Source organism: Mycobacterium sp. C31M (assembly GCF_053345865.1).
Genome location: NZ_JBKFAX010000006.1, coordinates 43,884 through 62,719, shown reverse-complemented (window position 1 = coordinate 62,719; position 18,836 = coordinate 43,884). Strand labels below are relative to the sequence as shown.

The following is an 18,836-nucleotide window of genomic DNA, read 5'->3' as shown; positions in this document are numbered from 1 at the left end:
CCCCACCCTCGAATCGCGCTACGCCGATATCAGCCTGGTTGGTTCACGGCCAATCGGTCACGCAGGCTCTTCGGGCGGATATCGGTCCACGATTGTTCGATGTAGTCCAGGCAGGAGGCCCGATCAGCCTCGCCGAACACCACCCGCCAGCCATCGGGGACATCGGCGAAGGTCGGCCACAGGCTGTGCTGTTCCTCGTCGTTGACCAGTACCACGAACCGGCCCTTGTCGTCGTCGAACGGGTTGGTGGTCACTGTGCCCTCCAAAGGAATTGGCGTATAGAGAAATTCGATTCGGCAGATCCGGCACAACACCGCGGCGGATCCGGAGGACGGGTGTGGACGCGGTTTCCTGAACGTGCGCCCGGATACGGGTTTCCCAGTTCAGCACTACGCCGGCCATGAAAGTGCAGATTGCCGACGCGGGCCGCCGAGTAGTCGCCTCCGAGGGATTCCGCGAGGCGCATCGTAGGTGAGCCGGCAAACTTCAAAGTGAAATCAACTTTCTCAGTCGAAAACAAACACACGGGGCCGATGAGCGGACGAAGTCGTTTATCGTTCGAGCGCATATTCCGCCTTCGCTGCCGCCGTAGCGACCATCGGTCTTAGAGCAACTCCAAATCTGGCATTCATGCCTGAAACTGTCAATACATCCAGCGCACAGCCCCGCACCATACGGATTACGAATTTACATGCCCGAAAATTATTGTGCCGCAGTCGAATGCACGCGCGACCAGCATGACCGAAATTCGTCGTCAAGTTGTTCACGATTCTCCGGAATTCGACGCGCATCCCGCCTATCCTGTCGACATGCGTCCCGGCAGCGAACTCCGACCGCGCCGACGACGGTCGGTCCGACTCACCCTCACGGTCGTCGCGGCAGTATCCGCCCTCAGCTCGGCCCCCACCGCAGCGGCCGACGTGGCGCCGGATCAGGTCGCGCTGGCAACTCTCGACGAGATCGTGCGTGGCGATTTCCCGGCCGCCGCCGCCGAGTTCAACCCGACCATGAAGATGTTCCTGTCGCCGGCCGCGCTGCAGCAGTCGTGGGACGTGTACCAACAGATGTTCGGCCGCTACCTGTCGCACGGCACCCCCGAGAACGTCGCACGCGGTGACACCACGGTGGTGAATGTGCCGCTGCAGATGGACCGCCGCCCCGGCCAGTTCCGACTCACCGTGCAACCCGACGGCACCGTGGCCGCGCTGACGTTTCTGCGCGAGGGTGTGCCCGTGCCGTAAGGCGCCACGCGTCCCGTGGTTGACACGACCCGGCTCGGATCGTTGCGTAGACGTAGAACAAAAAGTAAAGTCACTTTCAGTTTTACGTCATACAGTCGAGGAGCGATATGGAATCCTTCGTTCACCTGCGCAAAGGCAAAACGCCCAAGCGTGTGCACGCCGATCTGGACGGACTAAAGGACGACGAACTCGGCCGCGGCGGCTTCGTCGGGCGCACGGCGAACATGTACCGACGCAACGATCCGACCGCGTACCGCACCGTCGGCCCCCTGCGCCCCACCGATGTGTTGTCCTCCGAGCTCAAGCCCGGTGACGCCACCGACGCCCACGGCGGGCCGCTGCTGATGTTCAGTAACGCCGACTGCCTGGTGTCGTTGAGCAGGCGCACCGAGGAGATGCCGTTCTTCGTCCGTTACGTCGATGGCGATCTGCTGATCTTCGTGCACAAGGGGGCCGGCCTCCTGGAGACCGAGTTCGGCCCGCTGCACTACCGCGAGGGCGACTGGGTCTACATCCCGAAGGCCTGCACGTTCCGGCAGGTGCCGGACAGTGAGTCAACCTGGCTGATGATCCAGGCCACCGACGATTTCCGTGTCCCGCCCGCGGGGATCCTGGGCCGGCATTTCCCGTTCGACCCGGCGCAGGTCACCATTCCCGAACCCGCCCCCATCGATGACGACGGCAGGGACGAATACGAAGTCCGGCTGATCCACTCAGAGATTGAGGGAGTGGGTTCCACATCTCTTTTCTACCAACATAATCCACTCGATGTGGAGGGCTGGCGGGGCGACAACTTTCCGTTCACCTTCAATATCGAGGACTACACGGTGATCACCAGCGAGAGCGTGCATTTGCCGCCGACAGTGCACCTGTTCATGCAGGCCACCGGGGTCTATGTGATGAACTTCCTGCCCAAGCCCGCCGAGAGCGTGCCGGGCACCGAACGCACCCCCTGGTATCACCGCAATGTCGACTACGACGAGATCGCGTTCTTCCACTCGGGTTCGTTGTACGGGATCCCGATGCCGCCCGGACTGATATCGCACGCCCCACAGGGTGTGCACCACGGCGCACCGGAGAAAGCCCGCGAACGTGCGCGGCGCAAGTTCGCCGACTACGACCGGGTGGACTGGTCGGTGATCGCCATCGACACACGTCGCCGACTCATCCCGTCCGCCGAAATCCTCGCAGGAGATCTGGGGCAACACTGATGAGCGCTTGCGCGAAGAAGAGAGAGCTTGAGCATGACGACCGTTGAGTCTTCCGTCAAGTACGAGTACGACCGAATCCCATATCTGGTTGCCTACCAGAACACTTCGAGTGTGCGCGATGTCTACGGCGGGGTTGCCGAACTGGTGGTGTTGGAGAGCTATCTGCTCAAACCCAAGACCAGGGCCTCCGATACCGTGCTGGTGTTCATGCACCCGATCGGTGGCGGCGCGTATCTGCCGATGATCAATGCGCTGGCCCGCGCCGGCCACCATGTCATCTACTGCAACAGCCGTTTTCGCGGCACCGACTCCGCCCTGCTGATGGAGAAGGTGGTCGAGGATCTCGGCGAGTGCATCAAGGATGCCAAGAACCGTCTCGGCTATGACAAGGTGGTGCTGGCCGGGTGGAGCGGCGGTGGCTCGCTGTCGGTGTTCTACCAACAGCAGGCCCAGCATCCGACGGTGACCGCCAGCCCATCCGGCGACGGCCCCGATCTGACCAAACTCGGCCTGATCCCGGCCGACGGCATCATGCTGCTGGCCGCGCACATCAGTCGCCACGGCACCATGACCGAATGGATGGACGCCTCCATCCTGGACGAGAACGATCCCACCAAGCGGGACCCGGAGTTGGATCTGTACAACCCGGACAACCCCAACCAGCCGCCGTACACCACCGAGTTCCTGGACCGCTACCACCAGGCGCAGATCGATCGGAACCGGCGAATCACCAAGTGGGTCAAAGAAAAATTGGCGGAGTTGTCCGAGAAGGGTCGACCCGATGACGAGTACGCGTTTGTCGTGCACGGCACGATGGCCGACCCGCGCTGGCTCGACCCCGCCGTCGACCCCAACGAACGCACCCCCCGACAGTGCTACCTCGGTGATCCACAGGTGGTGAACATGAGCCCGGTCGGCCTCGCCCGGTTCTGCACCCTGCGCAGCTGGCTGTCACAGTGGAGCTATGACGACGCCAACGGAGACGCCGTGAAGGCCGGACCCGATATCGCGGTACCCGCACTGGTGATCGGCAACCTCGCCGATGACGCGTGCACCCCGAGCCACACCCGTCGGCTGTTCGAGGCAATCGGCCACGCGGACAAGGAGATGCACGAGATCCACGGCGCCAATCACTACTACTCGGGACCCGACCAACGCGGCACGCTGCGCGAGGCGGTCGGGATCTGCACCGATTGGCTGCACCGACACGGGTTCGGCGGGCTGGGGGTACCTCCCGCTTGCGGGGGAGAGCGCAGCGACCGGGGATTGGGTCAGTCGCTGTGAGTGCGTCCGCCGGTGCACTCGACGGCATCCGGGTCCTGGAGCTCGGTACCCTGATCTCGGGGCCGTTCGCCGCGCGTCTGCTCGGCGATATGGGCGCCGAGGTCATCAAGATCGAGCTACCGGGCTCCCCGGATCCGCTGCGGACCTGGGGCCAGGCCGAACTCGACGGACACCACTTCTTCTGGACGGTGCACGCCCGCAACAAGAAGGCCGTCACCCTGGATCTGCGCACCGAACGCGGCCGGGAGCTGTTTCTGGAACTGGTCGACCGCACCGATGTGATCGTGGAGAACTTCCGGCCCGGCACCCTGGAGAAATGGAACCTCGGCTACGACGTGCTGCGGCAGCGGAACAAGGGCCTCATCCTGGTGCGGGTGTCGGGCTACGGGCAGACCGGACCGGACGCCGGGAAGGCCGGCTATGCATCGGTGGCCGAGGCGGCCAGCGGGCTGCGGCATATGAACGGTTTCCCCGGTGGACCTCCGCCGCGGCTGGCGCTGTCGATCGGTGACAGCCTGGCCGGGATGTTCGCCGCCCAGGGCGCGCTGGCCGCCCTGTACCGGCGCAGTGTCACAGGTGAGGGGCAGATCGTCGACACGGCACTGACCGAAAGTTGCCTGGCGGTACAGGAATCCACCATCCCCGACTATGACGTCGGCGGTGTGGTGCGCGGCCCGTCGGGTACCCGACTGGAGGGCATCGCACCCTCGAACATCTATCAGAGCGCCAACGGAAGCTGGGTGGTGATCGCGGCGAACCAGGACACCGTCTTCCGCCGGTTGTGCGCTGCGATGGGCACCCCCGATCTGGCCACCGACGACCTTTTCGTCGATCACGTTGCCCGCGGCCGCAATCAGGATGAACTCGACAAGATCATCGGTGATTGGGCCGCGGCGCGCCAGCCCGAGGACATCATCGCCACACTGTCGCAGGCCGGGGTGATCAGCGGGCCGATCAACACCGTCGCCGAGGTGGTCCGCGACCCGCAACTACAGGCCCGCGGCATGATTGCCGACCACTGGGACGAACGCATCGGGCGTAACGTCAAGGGACCCGGCATCGTGCCGGTGCTGTCGGAATCACCGGGCAGCATCCGAAATTCGGGATCGTCGCGGCCTGGCCAGCACAATGACGAGATCTACACGGGCCTGCTCGGTCACACCGCCGAGGAGCTCGCATCACTGCGTGACGAGGGGGTGCTGTAGTGATGAACCTGCCCGGCAAGGTCGACATCCGCGAGGTCTGCCTGCGCGACGGCCTGCAGATCGAGGCACCGATCCCGTTGGCCGCCAAGGTCGACATCCTCGAGGCCATCGTCGCCACCGGCGTCCGTGAGGTCGAGGCGACGGCCTTCGTCTCCCCCTCCAAGGTCCCTGCGCTCGCCGATGCGGCCGAACTGGCCGCCGAATTGTATCGGTTCCCCGGGGTCGAGTTCTCCGCACTGGTGGCCAGCCCGAACGGCGCCAAACGCGCCATCGCGGCCGGGTTGAACTCCATCGAGTACGTGGTGTCGGCCTCGGATGCACACAGCCGCGCCAACGTCGGCCGCGACACCGCCGAGGCGACGGCCGCGATCGCCGATGTCACCCGCATCGCCCACGACCACGAGGCGACCGTCGAGGTGATCATAGCCACCGCGTGGGACTGCCCGTTCGACGGCCCGACCGAACCGCGACGTGTCCTCGACATCGCCTCGGCAGCAGTCGAACTCGGTGTCGACCGGATCGCCATCGCCGACACCATCGGCACCACCACACCGCTGCGGGTCAGTACCCTGGTCGAGCTGATCCGGCCGATCGTCGACAGACTCCCCCTCGGTGCACACTTCCACAACACCCGGGGTGCCGGTCTTGCCAGTGCCTTCGCCGCCGTGCAGGCCGGTGTGACGCGACTGGACGCATCGGTCGGCGGTCTGGGCGGCTGCCCGTTCGCACCCGGTGCCAGCGGCAACATCGCCACCGAGGACCTGGTGTACCTGTTGCGCGACAGCGGGATCGCCGTCGACGTCGACCTCGAAGCCGCCATCGCCGCGGCCCGTGTCGCCGAACAGGCCGTCGGGCACGAGCTACCCAGCGCGCTGCTGCGCGCCGGTGATCGAATCCTGGGCTGACATGGTGTCCGACGCTGGGACGACTCTGACCGCCAAGGGCCGCCAGACCCGCGAGGCCATCGAACTCGCGGCCCGGAAACTGTTCGCCGAGCGCGGATTCCACGGCACCACCTTGGCCGATATCACCTCGGCGGCCGGTAAGTCCGCGGCGGTGTTCTACCGGTACTTCGACGACAAGGAGGATCTGCTGGCGTCGCTGGCCGAGTCCTTCCTGCACGATATCGTCGAACCGTCCGGCACCCGCGTGCCGTTACCCGACTCACCCGAGGACACGGACTACTTCCACACGGTGGTGACCGGGTACTGGAACCTGTTCAAACGCAATATCGGCATCATGATCGCCGTCGCCCAACTCGGGGCCACCCAACCGCGGTTCGCGAAGGTCCAGCACGAGTTCCGCCGCTTCGGCATGGACATGGTCGCCGGCTCGGTACGCCGAGCACGTGAACAGGGCTACGCCCAGGACCTGCAGGCCGAACACATCGCCGCGGCCATCGCCCTGCTGTTCGAGAACTTCACCGTGGTGGTGGTCGGCAATCCCGGAACCGAACTACAGATCAGTGACGCCGACGCCATCACGACGCTGTCGACCATCTGGAAGAAAACCCTGTACGGCTTCTGATTCGAGGAGAGATCACCGTGGATTTCGCTTTGCCCGAACATCTTCCGGGCCTGCTGGCCGAGATGGACGCCTTCATCGAGGCCGACATCAAGCCGCTGGAACGCGAGAACATGCAGTACTTCGATCGCCGCCGCGAGTTCGCCCGGACCGATCTGGACAACGGTGGCGTCCCGACCCGGGAATGGGAGGACCTGCTCGACGAGATGCGTCGCCGTGCCGATGCTGCCGGCTGGCTGCGCTACGGTCTTCCGGCGGAGTTCGGCGGCCGCGGCGGCTCCAACCTGGACATGGCCGTCATCCGGGAACACCTGGCGCACAAGGGACTCGGCCTGCACAACGACCTGCAGGACGAATCATCGATCGTCGGCAACTTCCCGCAGGTCATCATGATGAGCAAGTTCGGCACCGACGCGCAGAAGGCCGACTGGATCGAGGCGATGCTCACCGGCAAGCGTTCGATGGCGTTCGGGCTGACCGAGCCCGACCACGGCAGTGATGCGACCTGGCTGGAGACCACCGCCGAACTGCACGGGGACGAGTGGGTGATCAACGGCACCAAGCGGTGGAACACCGGGGTGCACCGGGCCACCCACGACCTGATCTTCGCGCGGACCAGCGGTGCGGCAGGCTCGGCCACGGGCATCACCGCGTTCCTGGTGCCCACCGATACGCCCGGGTTCACCGTGCCCTACTACTGGTGGACCTTCAACATGCCCAGCGACCACGGTGAGGTCGAACTCAAAGACGTCCGGGTGCCCGCCGACGCGATGCTCGGCGAAGTCGATCACGGCCTGGAGGTCGGCCAGACCTTCCTGCACGAGAACAGGATTCGGCAGGCGGCCAGCAGCCTGGGGGCCGCCCAGTACTGTATCGACCGAGCCGCCCAGTACGCCGGGGACCGCATCGTGTTCGGCAAGCCACTGTCGGTCAACCAGGCCGTCCAGTGGCCGCTGGCCGAGCTGCAGACCGAGGCCCAGATGGTGCGACTGCTGGTGTACTACGCCGCCTGGCATCTGGACCGCGACCACCACATGGAGGTCTCGGACAAGGTGTCGATGGCCAACTACCGGGCCAACCGACTGGTGTGTGAGGCCGCCGACCGCGCCATGCAGATCCACGGCGGCATCGGCTACAGCCGCCACGAACCGTTCGAGCACATCTACCGCCACCACCGCCGCTACCGGATCACCGAGGGCGCCGAGGAGATCCAGATCCGGCGGGTGGCGCAGCGGATGCTCAAGTTCGGGCGCAAGTGACCGAATCTGCAGAGCTGGCAGACGCGCTACGCACGGTCCTCGGCGCCGACCGGATCACCGATCTGCGGGTACTCACCGGCGGGGCCAGCCGTGCCACCTGGGCGTTCAAAGCACAGACGGCCGCCGGGGAGCGTGCCTTGATCCTGCGCACCGGGGCACCCGACGATGTGCACGCCGGGATGGAGTTGGAGGCCGCCGCACTGCGCCGGGCCGCGGCCGCAGGTGCCCCGGTCCCCGAGGTCCTGGCGGCCGACGACTCCGCGGCCGCACTGGGCAATCCGTACCTGGTGTGTGACTTCATCGCCGGGGACACGATCGTGCGCAAGATCGCGCGCACCCTCGACGACGAATCCCGGCCCCGGTTGTTGCGCCAATGCGCACAGGCGCTGGCCGCGATTCACCGCGCCGACCCGCACGGTATCGGTCTGCCGAGCACCGACCCGCTCGACGAGTGGCGCACCCAGCTCGACGAGATGGGTGACACCACAGCGACATTCGAGTACGCCTTCCGCTGGTTGGACCGTAACCGCCCGGCGGCCACCCCGACGGTGCTAGTGCACGGCGACTACCGGATGGGCAACCTGATCGTCGACGACAACGGGCTGGCCGCCGTGCTCGACTGGGAACTGACCCATATCGGGGAGGCCCTCGACGACCTGGCCTGGTTCTGCATCCGCGCCTGGCGCTTCGGCGCGCCGGCCGCCCTGGGCGCCGGTGGGCTGGGCAGCATCGAGGATTTTGTCACCGCCTACGAGGAGGCCGGCGGTGCCGCCGTGGACCGGTCGGCGCTGCGCTGGTGGATCGTCGCCGCGACCCTGCGCTGGGGGATCATCTGCCGCTATCAGTTCGAGCGGCACCGCTGCGGGCAGACCCGGTCGGTGGAGCTCGCGGCGATCGGGCGCCGGGTGTGTGAGACCGAATTCGACCTGCTGCAACTGTTGGAGTCGCGATGACGGATATCCATTACCGGCCGACCGCGGCCGAACTTGTCGCCGCGGTGGCCGAATTCCTCGAGGGTGAGGTCCGGGATGCAACTGGGCCCAATAGTCGGCTCGCCGACGCCGGGGCGCTGAACTTCCACGCCCGCGTCGCCGCCAACGTACTGCGCACCGTGGAACGCGAGCTGCTCGACGACCGACCCGCCCCCGATCTACTGGGCCACCCCGATGAGGCGACACTGGCCGCGGCCATCCGGACCGGCGATTTCGACGACCGCGACGACGAACTTCTGCCCGTGCTGCGCGCGGTGGTGGGCCACCGGCTGGCGGTTGCGCACCCGGGCTACGAGCGGGACTGAGTCAGCCGTGCCGGCGACCCTCGATCAGGGTCTGGATCAGGTCGACGATCTGCTGTTGACCGGCCGCCGCCGCGTCGAGGCGACCGCGCATCTCGACGAAGCCGCGGTCGACGTGGGCACGCAAGTCGTTGAGATCCTCGCGCATCGCGTTGAAAGATCCGGTGTTGGCCTGCCGCAGGTCGCGGATCTCCGCCAGCAGCCCAGGGCCACTCGCTTCGAGATCGCCAGAGTCGGAGGCCACAGCCGGAGCCTACCGCCACCTGACGAGCCATCGCGGCAAATCTCAGACCCGTCGCACCCGGGCCAACCAGGCCGGTTCGTCGACCACGGTGCCCACCGGCACACCCAGCAGCGGGGCGTGCGCCTGCCCCACCACACCGCGGTACGTCGTCGTCTCCAACGACTCGATCTCCCAACCGTCGGCAAAGGCTTTGCGGATCACCTGCTCACTGACCTCCGGCCCGAAGCCTCGGCCGGAATCCGACAGCGCCAGCAGGTACAGATACCCGCCGGGTGCCACGGCGCCGTGCAGGCTCGCGACGTACCGCGCGCGATCCGCATCGTCGAAGATGTGGAACAGCGCGCTGTCCAGGATCGTGTCGTACACCTCAGCCAGGTCGAAGGCGTCGGCGACCTCGAAGCGGGCATCCACACCGTGCGCGGCGGCGTTGGCGCGCGCCTGCTCGACGGCGTGCGGGGCGAAGTCGATGCCGAGCACGTCATAACCCAGCCGGGTCAGCGCAATGGTGTGCTCACCGAGTCCGCAACCGATATCGAGCAGTCGGCTGCGCAACCGGCCGGTGCGTTCCAGCGCGACGACGGCGGGTTGCGGCTCACCGATCACCCAAGGCGCCGTGTGTGTTTCGTACGCGTTGTCAAACTTGAAAGCGGCGGCAAAGCGTCTACGCATGAGACCCAGTGTTCAACCTGAAGAGAAGTTGAGGTCAACCCCATGACAGCAGCCGTTGCGGACCGACTGTTCGACGCCATCGAACGCGGTGACTACCCGGATGTCGAGGCTTTGTGGGCCACCGACGTCGCCGTCTGGCACTCCGGGGACGCCGCCGACAACGACCGGGTCCAGGCGCTGAAGGTGATCCGCTGGTTCCTGCGGATCACCGCGACACGCCGTTACGAGATCCTGGATCGACAATTCTTCGAGGGTGGATTCGTCCAGCAGCACATCCTGCACGCCACCGCGACCCATGGCGCTTCCATCGATTTGCGGGTATGCATCGTGATCAAGGTGAGTAACGACGGTCTGATCACCCGTATCGACGAATACTTCGACCCCGCCGAGATGGCGCCGCTGCTGCCGAGCTGAGGAGCACAGATGGATCTGCAGGATTGGGCTGGAACCTGGCACCTGGATCCCGAACGCACCACCGTCACCACCCACAGCCCGACTTTTTGGGGATTCGCCCACGTCAAGGGGATCTTCGCGGTCGCCGAGGGCAGCGCCCAGGTGGGCACCGGCGTCGACGACACCGTCACCGGAGCTTTGCGTATCGATGCCGGCTCGGTACGCACCGGTATCAAGCGGCGCGACGCCCACCTGCGCTCGGCCGATTTCTTCGATGTCGACCGATTCCCGACGATCGACATCGCCGTCGAGTCCGCCGAGGTCACCAGCCCCACCTGGGTGACCCTGCACGTCCGGCTGACGGTCAAGGGTTCCGAACACGAACTCGACCTGCCCACGCACGTGCGCAACCTGGGCGGCGGCGCGGTTGCGCTGAGCACCACGACCACGCTGAACCGGCGCTCCTTCGGAGTGGACGGCAACCTGCTCGGCATGATGGGTGACGCGGCCGGTATCGAAGCGGCCGCGGTCTTCGTCCGGCAGCCGTAGCATCGCCGGTGTGGCCGACACCCATGCGCAGCTACGGATCCTGGTGTACAGCTCCAACAACCGCACCCGGGAGCAGGTGCGCTCGGCGCTGGGTCGACGCATCCACCCCGATCTTCCCGAGCTGAGCTACCTCGATGTCGCGACCGCGCCGGTGGTGGTGTCCGAGGTGGCCGGCGGCGGATTCGATCTGCTGATCCTCGACGGTGAGGCGGCGCCGACCGGCGGGATGGGGCTGGCCAAACAGCTCAAGGACGAGATCGAGGTGTGCCCACCGATTCTGGTGCTGACGGGCCGGCGCGATGATGCCTGGCTGGCGTCATGGTCGCGCGCCGAGGCCGCCGTGTCGCATCCGATCGATCCGATCCGACTCGGCGAAGCGGTGGCAGATCTATTGAAGCCGGCAAACTGATCCAGCACGAAATGCGCTGCGGCCGTTAATTCTTCATCACCCTCGCTGGTGACGGTGGAGCGGCCGAGCAACTGACTGCGATCCTATCGGAAATGCGGCGCCTCGACGGTTGACGCGTCTAAGCTGTGTTCTAGCTCACATCGACTCAACCACCGAGAGAGCGGCACAGACATGAACGTCTACACACCGATTCTGGTGCTCGGGACGATCGCGGCCGCCTTCGCGATCGTCTCGGTGGGTATCGCCACGTTCATCGGGCCGCGCCGCTACAACCGGGCCAAACTCGAAGCCTACGAATGTGGCATCGAACCACTGCTGCCCGCGGCCGACGCCAAGATCGCCACCGGCCAGCGATTCCCGATCAAGTACTACCTGACGGCGATGCTGTTCATCATCTTCGACATCGAGATCGTGTTCCTGTACCCGTGGGCGGTCTCCTTCGACTCGCTGGGCCTGTTCGCCGTCGTCGAGATGCTGCTGTTCATGCTCACCGTGTTCGTCGCATACGCCTACGTCTGGCGCCGGGGAGGGCTGTCATGGGACTAGAGGAACAACTGCCCGGCGGCATTCTGCTGTCCACCGTCGAGAAGGTGGCCGGGTATGTGCGCAAGGGATCGCTGTGGCCGGCCACCTTCGGCCTGGCGTGCTGCGCCATCGAGATGATGGCGACGGCCGGACCCCGCTTCGACATCGCCCGGTTCGGGATGGAACGCTTCTCGGCCACGCCGCGACAGGCCGATCTGATGATCGTGGCCGGCCGGGTCAGTCAGAAGATGGCACCGGTGCTGCGACAGGTGTACGACCAGATGGCCGAACCGAAATGGGTACTGGCCATGGGGGTATGTGCCTCCTCGGGTGGCATGTTCAACAACTACGCGGTGGTCCAGGGTGTCGACCACGTGGTGCCGGTGGATATCTACCTGCCCGGCTGTCCACCCCGGCCGGAGATGCTGCTCAACGCAATCCTCAAGCTGCACGCCAAGATTGCCGAGATGCCGCTCGGGGTGAATCGCGCCGAGGCCATCGCCGCGGCCGAACAGGCCGCGCTGGCAACACGACCCACCATCGAGCTGACGGGGTTGCTGCGGTCATGACAGAACTCGACAGGGAGGTCATCGGCACCCGCCGTGGCATGTTCGGCGTCACCGGCAGCGGCGACACCTCCGGATACGGACGCCTGGTCCGTGAGGTGGTGCTGCCGGGCAGTTCACCGCGCCCCTACGGCGGCTACTTCGACGAGGTCGTCGACGCCCTGATCGCGGCGCTGGGCCCGGACCGGTTCACCGATGCGATCGAACGGGTCGTGGTGTTCCGCGACGAACTCACCCTCGACGTACGTCGTGCCCACCTCCCCAACATCGCCCAGACCCTGCGTGACGATCCCGCCCTCCGTTTCGAACTGTGTCTGGGCGTATCGGGTGTGCACTTCCCCGACGAACCGGACCGAGAACTGCACGCGGTGTACCCGTTGATGTCGATCACCCATAACCGTCGGTTGCGCATCGAGGTCGCCGCACCTGATGCGGATCCACATGTGCCGTCGCTGTTCTCGGTGTACCCGACCACCGACTGGCACGAGCGCGAGACCTACGACTTCTTCGGCATCATCTTCGATGGACATCCGGCACTCACCCGCATCGAGATGCCCGACGACTGGGTGGGGCATCCGCAGCGCAAGGACTACCCGTTGGGCGGCATCCCGGTGGAGTACCACGGGGCGCAGATACCACCGCCCGACGAGCGGAGGTCCTACAACTGATGTCAGTGGAGACCGATCCCCCCGTCGTCATGGTCGGAGGCCAGGACTGGGATGCCGTCGTCGCCGCCGCCCGAGAACACGCCGGGGAACGCATCGTGGTCAACATGGGCCCACAGCATCCGTCCACCCACGGGGTGCTTCGACTGATCCTGGAGATCGAGGGCGAGACCATCACCGAGGCACGGTGCGGAATAGGCTACCTGCACACCGGAATCGAAAAGAACCTCGAATACCGTACCTGGACCCAGGGCGTCACCTTCGTCACCCGGATGGACTATCTGTCCCCGTTCTTCAACGAGACGGCGTACTGCCTGGGTGTGGAGAAACTGCTCGGTGTCACCGACGACATCCCCGAACGCGCCAGCGTCATCCGGGTGATGCTGATGGAACTCAACCGCATCTCCAGTCATCTGGTGGCGCTGGCCACCGGCGGTATGGAACTGGGCGCCATGTCGGCGATGTTCTTCGGATTCCGGGGCCGCGAGGAGATCCTGGCCCTTTTCGAAACCATCACCGGGCTACGGATGAACCACGCTTACATCCGGCCCGGCGGGCTGGCCGCCGACCTGCCCGACGAGGCCATGCCCCAGCTTCGCCGGCTGCTCGAGGTACTGCCCGAGCAGCTGCGCGATCTGGAGAAGATGCTGCGCGAGAACTACATCTGGAAGGCCCGCAGCAAGGGCATCGGCTACCTGGACCTGACCGGTTGTATGGCGCTGGGGATCACCGGTCCGGTGCTGCGGTCCACCGGTCTGCCCCACGACCTGCGCCGCGCGCAGCCCTACTGCGGGTACGAGACCTACGATTTCGACGTCTGCGTCGACGACGGCTGTGATGCATACGGGCGCTATCTGATACGCGTCGACGAGATGAAGCAGTCGCTGCGGATCGTCGAGCAATGTGTGTCGCGGCTGAAGCCCGGGCCGGTGATGCTCACCGACAAGAAGCTGGCCTGGCCCGCCGACCTCGAGATCGGCCCCGACGGGCTGGGCAACTCCCCCGACCACATCGCCAAGATCATGGGTTCGTCCATGGAGGCGCTGATCCATCACTTCAAACTGGTCACCGAGGGCATCCGGGTGCCGGCCGGGCAGGTGTACGTGGCGGTCGAATCGCCCCGCGGCGAACTGGGTGTGCACATGGTCAGCGACGGCGGCACGCGACCCTACCGGGTGCACTACCGCGACCCGTCCTTCACCAATCTGCAGGCGGTGGCCGCGATGTGCGAGGGTGGCATGGTCGCCGACGCGATCTCGGCGGTGGCCTCGATCGATCCGGTCATGGGAGGTGTAGACAGGTGACGCTCGTCGACCTACAGCTCGGACAGCGGCCCGACGAGGCCGGCCCGCCGATCAGCGCTGGGCCACAAACGTATTCGGATGCGGTGACCACACGGCTGACCGCCGATGCCGAACAGATCATCGCCCGCTATCCGAGCCCGCGGTCGGCCCTGCTGCCACTGCTACATCTGGTGCAGTCGCAGGACGGCTACCTCACCCCCGCCGGTGTCGGCTTCTGCGCCGCGCAACTCGGGCTCACCCCCGCGGAGGTGACGGCCGTCGCCACGTTCTACTCGATGTACCGGCGCACCCCCACCGGCGACTATCTGGTCGGGGTCTGCACGAACACGCTGTGCGCCATCATGGGTGGTGACGCAATCCTGGAGGTACTGCAGGACCATCTCGGCATCCACGCCGGGCAGAGCACCGCCGACGGATCGATCACGCTGGAGCACATCGAGTGCAATGCGGCATGCGATTTCGCGCCGGTCGTGATGGTCAACTGGGAGTTCTTCGACAACCAAACCCCATCCTCGGCACGGGATCTGGTCGACGACCTGCGCGCGGGCAGCGGCGCCCGACCCACCCGAGGCGCATCGTTGTGCACCTTCAAGGAAACCGCGCGCATCCTTGCCGGGTTCCCCGATCAGCGCCCGGGCGCCAACGACGGCGCCCCAGGCGATGCCACGCTCGCCGGCCTGCAACTGGCCCGCGAACGCGGGATGACTGCTCCCGCGTCGGCGCAGCAGAACGGGGAACGCCCGTGACCCTCGCCCCTGTCCTCAGCGCGCACTGGGACGACCCCGATTCCTGGACGCTGGACGGCTACCGGCGCCGCGGCGGCTATGAGGCCATGCGTATCGCATTGGCGATGGATCCCGACGAGCTCATCACCTCGGTCAAGGACGCCGGACTGCGCGGGCGTGGTGGTGCGGGTTTCCCCACCGGGCAGAAGTGGTCGTTCATCAACCAGTCCGATCCCAAACCCAAGTATCTGGTGATCAACGCCGACGAGTCCGAACCCGGTACGTGCAAGGACATTCCGCTGATGATGGCGAACCCGCATGTGCTGGTGGAGGGCGCGATCATCGCCGCCCACGCCATCCGCGCCGCACACGCCTTCATCTATCTGCGCGGTGAGGTGGTCCCGGTGTTACGCCGACTGCAGGGTGCGGTGGCCGAGGCGTATGCCGCCGGATACCTCGGGAACGGCATCGATCTGGTGGTGCACGCCGGGGCCGGCGCCTACATCTGCGGTGAGGAGACCGCGCTGCTGGATTCGTTGGAAGGTCGCCGCGGTCAACCCCGGCTTCGGCCGCCGTTCCCCGCCGTCGCCGGCCTGTATGCCTGCCCGACGGTGGTCAACAATGTCGAATCCATTGCCAGCGTCCCGGCGGTCGTGGCCCGTGGGGTGGACTGGTTCCGGTCGATGGGATCGGACAAGTCACCCGGATTCACGCTGTACTCGCTGTCCGGGCATGTCACCACCCCCGGGCAGTACGAGGCGCCGCTGGGCATCACCCTGCGCGAGCTCCTCGACTACGCCGGTGGTGTGCGAGCCGGGCACCAGCTGAAATTCTGGACCCCGGGCGGCTCGTCGACCCCGCTGCTGACCGACGAACACCTCGACGTGCCACTGGATTACGAGGGGGTGGCCAGGGCCGGATCGATGCTGGGCACCAAGGCGCTGCAGATCTTCGACGAGACCACCTGTGTGGTGCGCGCGGTGCGGCGCTGGACACAGTTCTACGCCCACGAGTCGTGTGGCAAGTGCACCCCGTGCCGGGAGGGCACCTACTGGCTGGCGCAGATCTACGAACGCCTGGAGACCGGACACGCGATGGCCGAGGACATCGACAAGCTGCTCGACATCGCCGACGCGATCCTCGGCAAGTCGTTCTGCGCGCTCGGTGACGGTGCGGCCAGCCCGATCATCTCGTCCATCAAGTACTTCCGGGATGAGTACGTGGCGCACCTCGGGGTCGGCTGCCCGTTCGACCCGCACGCGTCGACTGTATTCGCAACCGCGGAGGCCAGTGCATGAAGGTTCCGTTCTTCTCGCGAGCAGAAACAAAACTGCAGATTTGGAGCGAAATACCGCAGTTTTGCGTCTGCTCGCGGAGGCAAGGGGGAGATCTAAGATGACGCTGGCCGGGCCTGCCAAAGAGACCACCGACGTCGAGATGGTGTCGTTGACCATCGACGACCACCAGATCAGCGTCCCCAAGGGCACATTGCTGATCCGGGCCGCCGAACTGATCGGCATCCAGATCCCACGCTTCTGCGATCACCCGCTGCTCGACCCGGTCGGCGCCTGCCGGCAATGCCTCGTCGAAGTAGAGGGCCAGCGCAAACCGCTCGCCTCGTGCACCGCGACCTGCACCCCCGACATGGTGGTGAAAACCCAGCTGACCTCCGAGATCGCCGACAAGGCCCAGCACGGCGTGATGGAACTGCTGCTGATCAACCATCCGCTGGACTGCCCGGTCTGCGACAAGGGCGGCGAATGCCCCCTGCAGAACCAGGCGATGTCCAACGGCCGCGCCGACTCCCGCTTCACCGATGTCAAACGCACCTACCCGAAGCCGATCAACCTGTCCGCACAGGTGCTACTCGACCGCGAGCGCTGCGTGCTGTGCGCGCGCTGCACCCGGTTCTCCAACCAGATCGCCGGCGACCCGTTCATCGAACTGCTGGAACGCGGTGCGCTGCAACAGGTCGGCATCGCCGACGGCGAGGCATTCGACTCCTACTTCTCCGGGAACACCGTGCAAATCTGTCCGGTCGGCGCGCTCACCGGCACCGCCTACCGGTTCCGGGCCCGACCGTTCGACCTGGTGTCCTCGCCGAGTGTCTGCGAACACTGCGCCTCGGGCTGCGCGCAGCGCACCGACCACCGCCGCGGCAAGGTGCTGCGCCGGTTGGCCGGTGACGATCCCGAGGTCAACGAGGAGTGGAACTGCGACAAGGGTCGCTGGGCGTTCACCTACGGCGGCCAAGGCGATCGCATCAGCACACCGTTGATCCGCGAGACCGACGGCAGCCAGCGTCCGGCATCCTGGTCGGAGGCGGTGGCCGTCGCCGTGCGCGGGCTGACCGCGGCGGCCGGCCGGGCCGGGGTGCTCGTCGGTGGCCGGGCAACCGTCGAGGACGCCTGGGGTTACGCCAAGTTCGCGCGGATCATGCTGGGCACCAACGATATCGACTTTCGCTCCCGGCAGCACAGCTCCGAGGAGACGCAGTTCCTGGCCCACACCGTGGCGGGGCGACCGTTCGAGATCAGTTACGCCGATCTCGAATCGGCCCCGGCGGTCCTGCTGGTCGGTTTCGAACCGGAAGAGGAATCCCCGATCGTCTTCCTGCGGTTGCGCAAGGCATTTCGTAAACGCGGCCTGCCGGTCACCGCGGTTGCCCCATTCGCCACCCGCGGGCTGCAGAAGATGGGCGGGCGGTTGGTGCTGGCCGCGCCCGGCGGCGAGGCTGCCGCGCTCGACGGGCTGGAACTGACCGAGGGCACCCTGATCCTGGTCGGTGAACGGCTCGCCGCCGCACCCGGCGCCTACTCCGCGGTGATCCGGTTGGCGGCGGCCAACGGATCCCGGATCGCCTGGGTTCCCCGGCGGGCCGGCGACCGCGGCGCGCTGGAGGCCGGTGCCGCACCGAATCTGCTGCCCGGTGGGCGGCCCGTCGCGAATCCACAGGCCCGCGCCGAGGTCGCCGCCGCCTGGAACATCGAGACACTGCCCGCCGAGCCCGGCCGCGACACCGACGGCATTCTGGCGGCCGCGACGGCGGGTGAGCTGGCGGCACTGCTGATCGGCGGTGTCGACGTCGACGACCTACCCGACCCGCAGGCGGCGCTGGCCGCCGTCGACGCCGCGCCGTTCGTGGTCAGTTTGGAACTGCGGCACGGTCCGGTGACCGAGCGCGCCGATGTGGTGTTCCCGGTGGCTCCGGTGGCCGAGAAGGCCGGCACCTTTGTGAACTGGGAAGGCCGCCTTCGCCCGTTCGGCGCCGCACTGCCGCCCGCAGCGACCGCCGACATGCGGGTACTGGCGGCCCTGGCCGACGAGGTCGGCGTCGATCTGGGGCTCGCCGATGTCGCCACCGTCCGTGCCGACATCAACCGACTGGGTAGCTGGACCGGTCCGCGACCGACACCTCCGATCCTGCCCGCAGCCGACACCGCCGCGCCCGCGCCCGGGCAGGCGGTCCTCACCGGCTGGCGCATGTTGCTCGACGCGGGACGACTGCAGGACGGTGAGCCGCACCTGGCCGGGACCGCGCGCCCCGCGGTGGCTCGGCTGTCGGCGGCCACCGCCGCCGAGATCGGCTGTGCGGACGGTGATCCGGTGCGGGTGTGCAGCGAGCACGGTGCACTCACCTTGCCGGTCCAGATCACCGAGATGCCCGACCGGGTGGTGTGGGTGCCGTTGAATTCAAGCGGCGCACAGGTGTACCGAAGTCTGGGCGTACCGCTCGGCGCCATCGTCGGAATCGAGCGGTCATGACGGC

General features: G+C 66.4%; 22 protein-coding genes. 19 read left to right on the top strand and 3 right to left on the bottom strand.

Going from position 1 to position 18,836, the window contains the following annotated elements:
- Positions 1–29: 29 nt before the first annotated feature.
- Positions 30–254 carry an MbtH family protein gene (locus ACLBYA_RS11225; RefSeq protein WP_447709479.1) on the bottom strand — a complete coding sequence of 75 codons (225 nt, stop codon included), beginning with the start codon at positions 252–254 and terminating at the stop codon, positions 30–32.
- A gap of 555 nt (positions 255–809) precedes the next feature.
- Between ACLBYA_RS11225 and ACLBYA_RS11220 the strand changes: the two genes are divergently transcribed.
- The 9 genes from ACLBYA_RS11220 to ACLBYA_RS11180 all read left to right on the top strand — a co-directional run bounded on the left by ACLBYA_RS11220 (position 810) and on the right by ACLBYA_RS11180 (position 9,021).
- Positions 810–1,241 carry a hypothetical protein gene (locus ACLBYA_RS11220; RefSeq protein WP_447709478.1) on the top strand — a complete coding sequence of 144 codons (432 nt, stop codon included), beginning with the start codon at positions 810–812 and terminating at the stop codon, positions 1,239–1,241.
- A gap of 107 nt (positions 1,242–1,348) precedes the next feature.
- Positions 1,349–2,452 (top strand): homogentisate 1,2-dioxygenase, encoded by a 1,104-nt coding sequence (locus ACLBYA_RS11215; RefSeq protein WP_447709477.1) that lies wholly within the window; start codon positions 1,349–1,351, stop codon positions 2,450–2,452.
- 33 nt (positions 2,453–2,485) lie between these two features.
- Positions 2,486–3,736 carry an alpha/beta fold hydrolase gene (locus ACLBYA_RS11210; protein WP_447709476.1) on the top strand — a complete coding sequence of 417 codons (1,251 nt, stop codon included), beginning with the start codon at positions 2,486–2,488 and terminating at the stop codon, positions 3,734–3,736.
- On the top strand, positions 3,733–4,941 hold the full coding sequence (locus tag ACLBYA_RS11205; RefSeq protein ID WP_447709475.1) for a CaiB/BaiF CoA transferase family protein: 1,209 nt from the start codon (positions 3,733–3,735) through the stop codon (positions 4,939–4,941). The genes ACLBYA_RS11210 and ACLBYA_RS11205 overlap by 4 nt, the downstream gene beginning before the upstream one ends.
- A gap of 2 nt (positions 4,942–4,943) precedes the next feature.
- Positions 4,944–5,846: a hydroxymethylglutaryl-CoA lyase gene (locus tag ACLBYA_RS11200; RefSeq protein ID WP_447709474.1), complete on the top strand. Its 903-nt coding sequence runs from the start codon at positions 4,944–4,946 to the stop codon at positions 5,844–5,846.
- Position 5,847: 1 nt separating this feature from the next.
- The gene (locus ACLBYA_RS11195) at positions 5,848–6,468 is read left to right on the top strand and encodes a TetR/AcrR family transcriptional regulator (protein ID WP_447709473.1); all 621 of its coding nucleotides are present in this window, start codon (positions 5,848–5,850) and stop codon (positions 6,466–6,468) included.
- A 17-nt stretch (positions 6,469–6,485) separates the two neighbouring features.
- Positions 6,486–7,724, top strand: coding sequence for an acyl-CoA dehydrogenase family protein (locus ACLBYA_RS11190; protein ID WP_447709472.1), 1,239 nt, complete (start codon positions 6,486–6,488; stop codon positions 7,722–7,724).
- A complete protein-coding gene (locus ACLBYA_RS11185) occupies positions 7,721–8,677 on the top strand; it encodes a phosphotransferase family protein (protein ID WP_447709471.1) in 957 nt (318 codons plus the stop codon). Before ACLBYA_RS11190 ends, ACLBYA_RS11185 begins: the two co-directional genes overlap by 4 nt.
- Positions 8,674–9,021 carry a DUF6285 domain-containing protein gene (locus tag ACLBYA_RS11180; RefSeq protein ID WP_447709470.1) on the top strand — a complete coding sequence of 116 codons (348 nt, stop codon included), beginning with the start codon at positions 8,674–8,676 and terminating at the stop codon, positions 9,019–9,021. The genes ACLBYA_RS11185 and ACLBYA_RS11180 overlap by 4 nt, the downstream gene beginning before the upstream one ends.
- Before the next feature lies 1 nt (position 9,022).
- On the opposite strand, the gene ACLBYA_RS11175 is transcribed toward ACLBYA_RS11180, so the two are convergent.
- Both ACLBYA_RS11175 and ACLBYA_RS11170 read right to left on the bottom strand, forming a co-directional pair.
- Entirely contained in the window at positions 9,023–9,262 is a 240-nt protein-coding gene (locus ACLBYA_RS11175) for a hypothetical protein (RefSeq protein ID WP_447709469.1), read from the bottom strand.
- A 42-nt stretch (positions 9,263–9,304) separates the two neighbouring features.
- Positions 9,305–9,931 (bottom strand): class I SAM-dependent methyltransferase, encoded by a 627-nt coding sequence (locus tag ACLBYA_RS11170; protein WP_447709468.1) that lies wholly within the window; start codon positions 9,929–9,931, stop codon positions 9,305–9,307.
- A gap of 42 nt (positions 9,932–9,973) precedes the next feature.
- Here ACLBYA_RS11170 and ACLBYA_RS11165 point away from each other — a divergent pair, with 42 nt between their 5' ends.
- The 10 genes from ACLBYA_RS11165 to ACLBYA_RS11120 all read left to right on the top strand — a co-directional run bounded on the left by ACLBYA_RS11165 (position 9,974) and on the right by ACLBYA_RS11120 (position 18,832).
- Positions 9,974–10,345, top strand: a complete 372-nt coding sequence (locus ACLBYA_RS11165; RefSeq protein WP_447709467.1) for a nuclear transport factor 2 family protein — start codon at positions 9,974–9,976, stop codon at positions 10,343–10,345.
- Between the two features lie 9 nt (positions 10,346–10,354).
- The gene (locus ACLBYA_RS11160) at positions 10,355–10,873 is read left to right on the top strand and encodes a YceI family protein (protein WP_447709466.1); all 519 of its coding nucleotides are present in this window, start codon (positions 10,355–10,357) and stop codon (positions 10,871–10,873) included.
- Between the two features lie 10 nt (positions 10,874–10,883).
- Positions 10,884–11,282, top strand: a complete 399-nt coding sequence (locus ACLBYA_RS11155) for an Rv3143 family two-component system response regulator (RefSeq protein WP_447709465.1) — start codon at positions 10,884–10,886, stop codon at positions 11,280–11,282.
- 171 nt (positions 11,283–11,453) lie between these two features.
- Positions 11,454–11,828 carry an NADH-quinone oxidoreductase subunit A gene (locus ACLBYA_RS11150; RefSeq protein ID WP_083060460.1) on the top strand — a complete coding sequence of 125 codons (375 nt, stop codon included), beginning with the start codon at positions 11,454–11,456 and terminating at the stop codon, positions 11,826–11,828.
- On the top strand, positions 11,819–12,376 hold the full coding sequence (locus tag ACLBYA_RS11145) for a NuoB/complex I 20 kDa subunit family protein (RefSeq protein WP_447709464.1): 558 nt from the start codon (positions 11,819–11,821) through the stop codon (positions 12,374–12,376). The genes ACLBYA_RS11150 and ACLBYA_RS11145 overlap by 10 nt, the downstream gene beginning before the upstream one ends.
- Positions 12,373–13,041: an NADH-quinone oxidoreductase subunit C gene (locus tag ACLBYA_RS11140; RefSeq protein WP_447709463.1), complete on the top strand. Its 669-nt coding sequence runs from the start codon at positions 12,373–12,375 to the stop codon at positions 13,039–13,041. Before ACLBYA_RS11145 ends, ACLBYA_RS11140 begins: the two co-directional genes overlap by 4 nt.
- Positions 13,041–14,342, top strand: a complete 1,302-nt coding sequence (gene nuoD, locus ACLBYA_RS11135; protein WP_447709462.1) for an NADH dehydrogenase (quinone) subunit D — start codon at positions 13,041–13,043, stop codon at positions 14,340–14,342. Before ACLBYA_RS11140 ends, nuoD begins: the two co-directional genes overlap by 1 nt.
- A complete protein-coding gene (gene nuoE, locus ACLBYA_RS11130) occupies positions 14,339–15,088 on the top strand; it encodes an NADH-quinone oxidoreductase subunit NuoE (protein ID WP_447709461.1) in 750 nt (249 codons plus the stop codon). Before nuoD ends, nuoE begins: the two co-directional genes overlap by 4 nt.
- Complete coding sequence (nuoF, locus tag ACLBYA_RS11125; RefSeq protein WP_447709460.1) at positions 15,085–16,365, top strand: NADH-quinone oxidoreductase subunit NuoF; 1,281 nt, start codon at positions 15,085–15,087, stop codon at positions 16,363–16,365. The genes nuoE and nuoF overlap by 4 nt, the downstream gene beginning before the upstream one ends.
- A 97-nt stretch (positions 16,366–16,462) precedes the next feature.
- The gene (locus ACLBYA_RS11120) at positions 16,463–18,832 is read left to right on the top strand and encodes an NADH-quinone oxidoreductase subunit G (RefSeq protein WP_447709459.1); all 2,370 of its coding nucleotides are present in this window, start codon (positions 16,463–16,465) and stop codon (positions 18,830–18,832) included.
- Positions 18,833–18,836 lie beyond the last annotated feature (4 nt).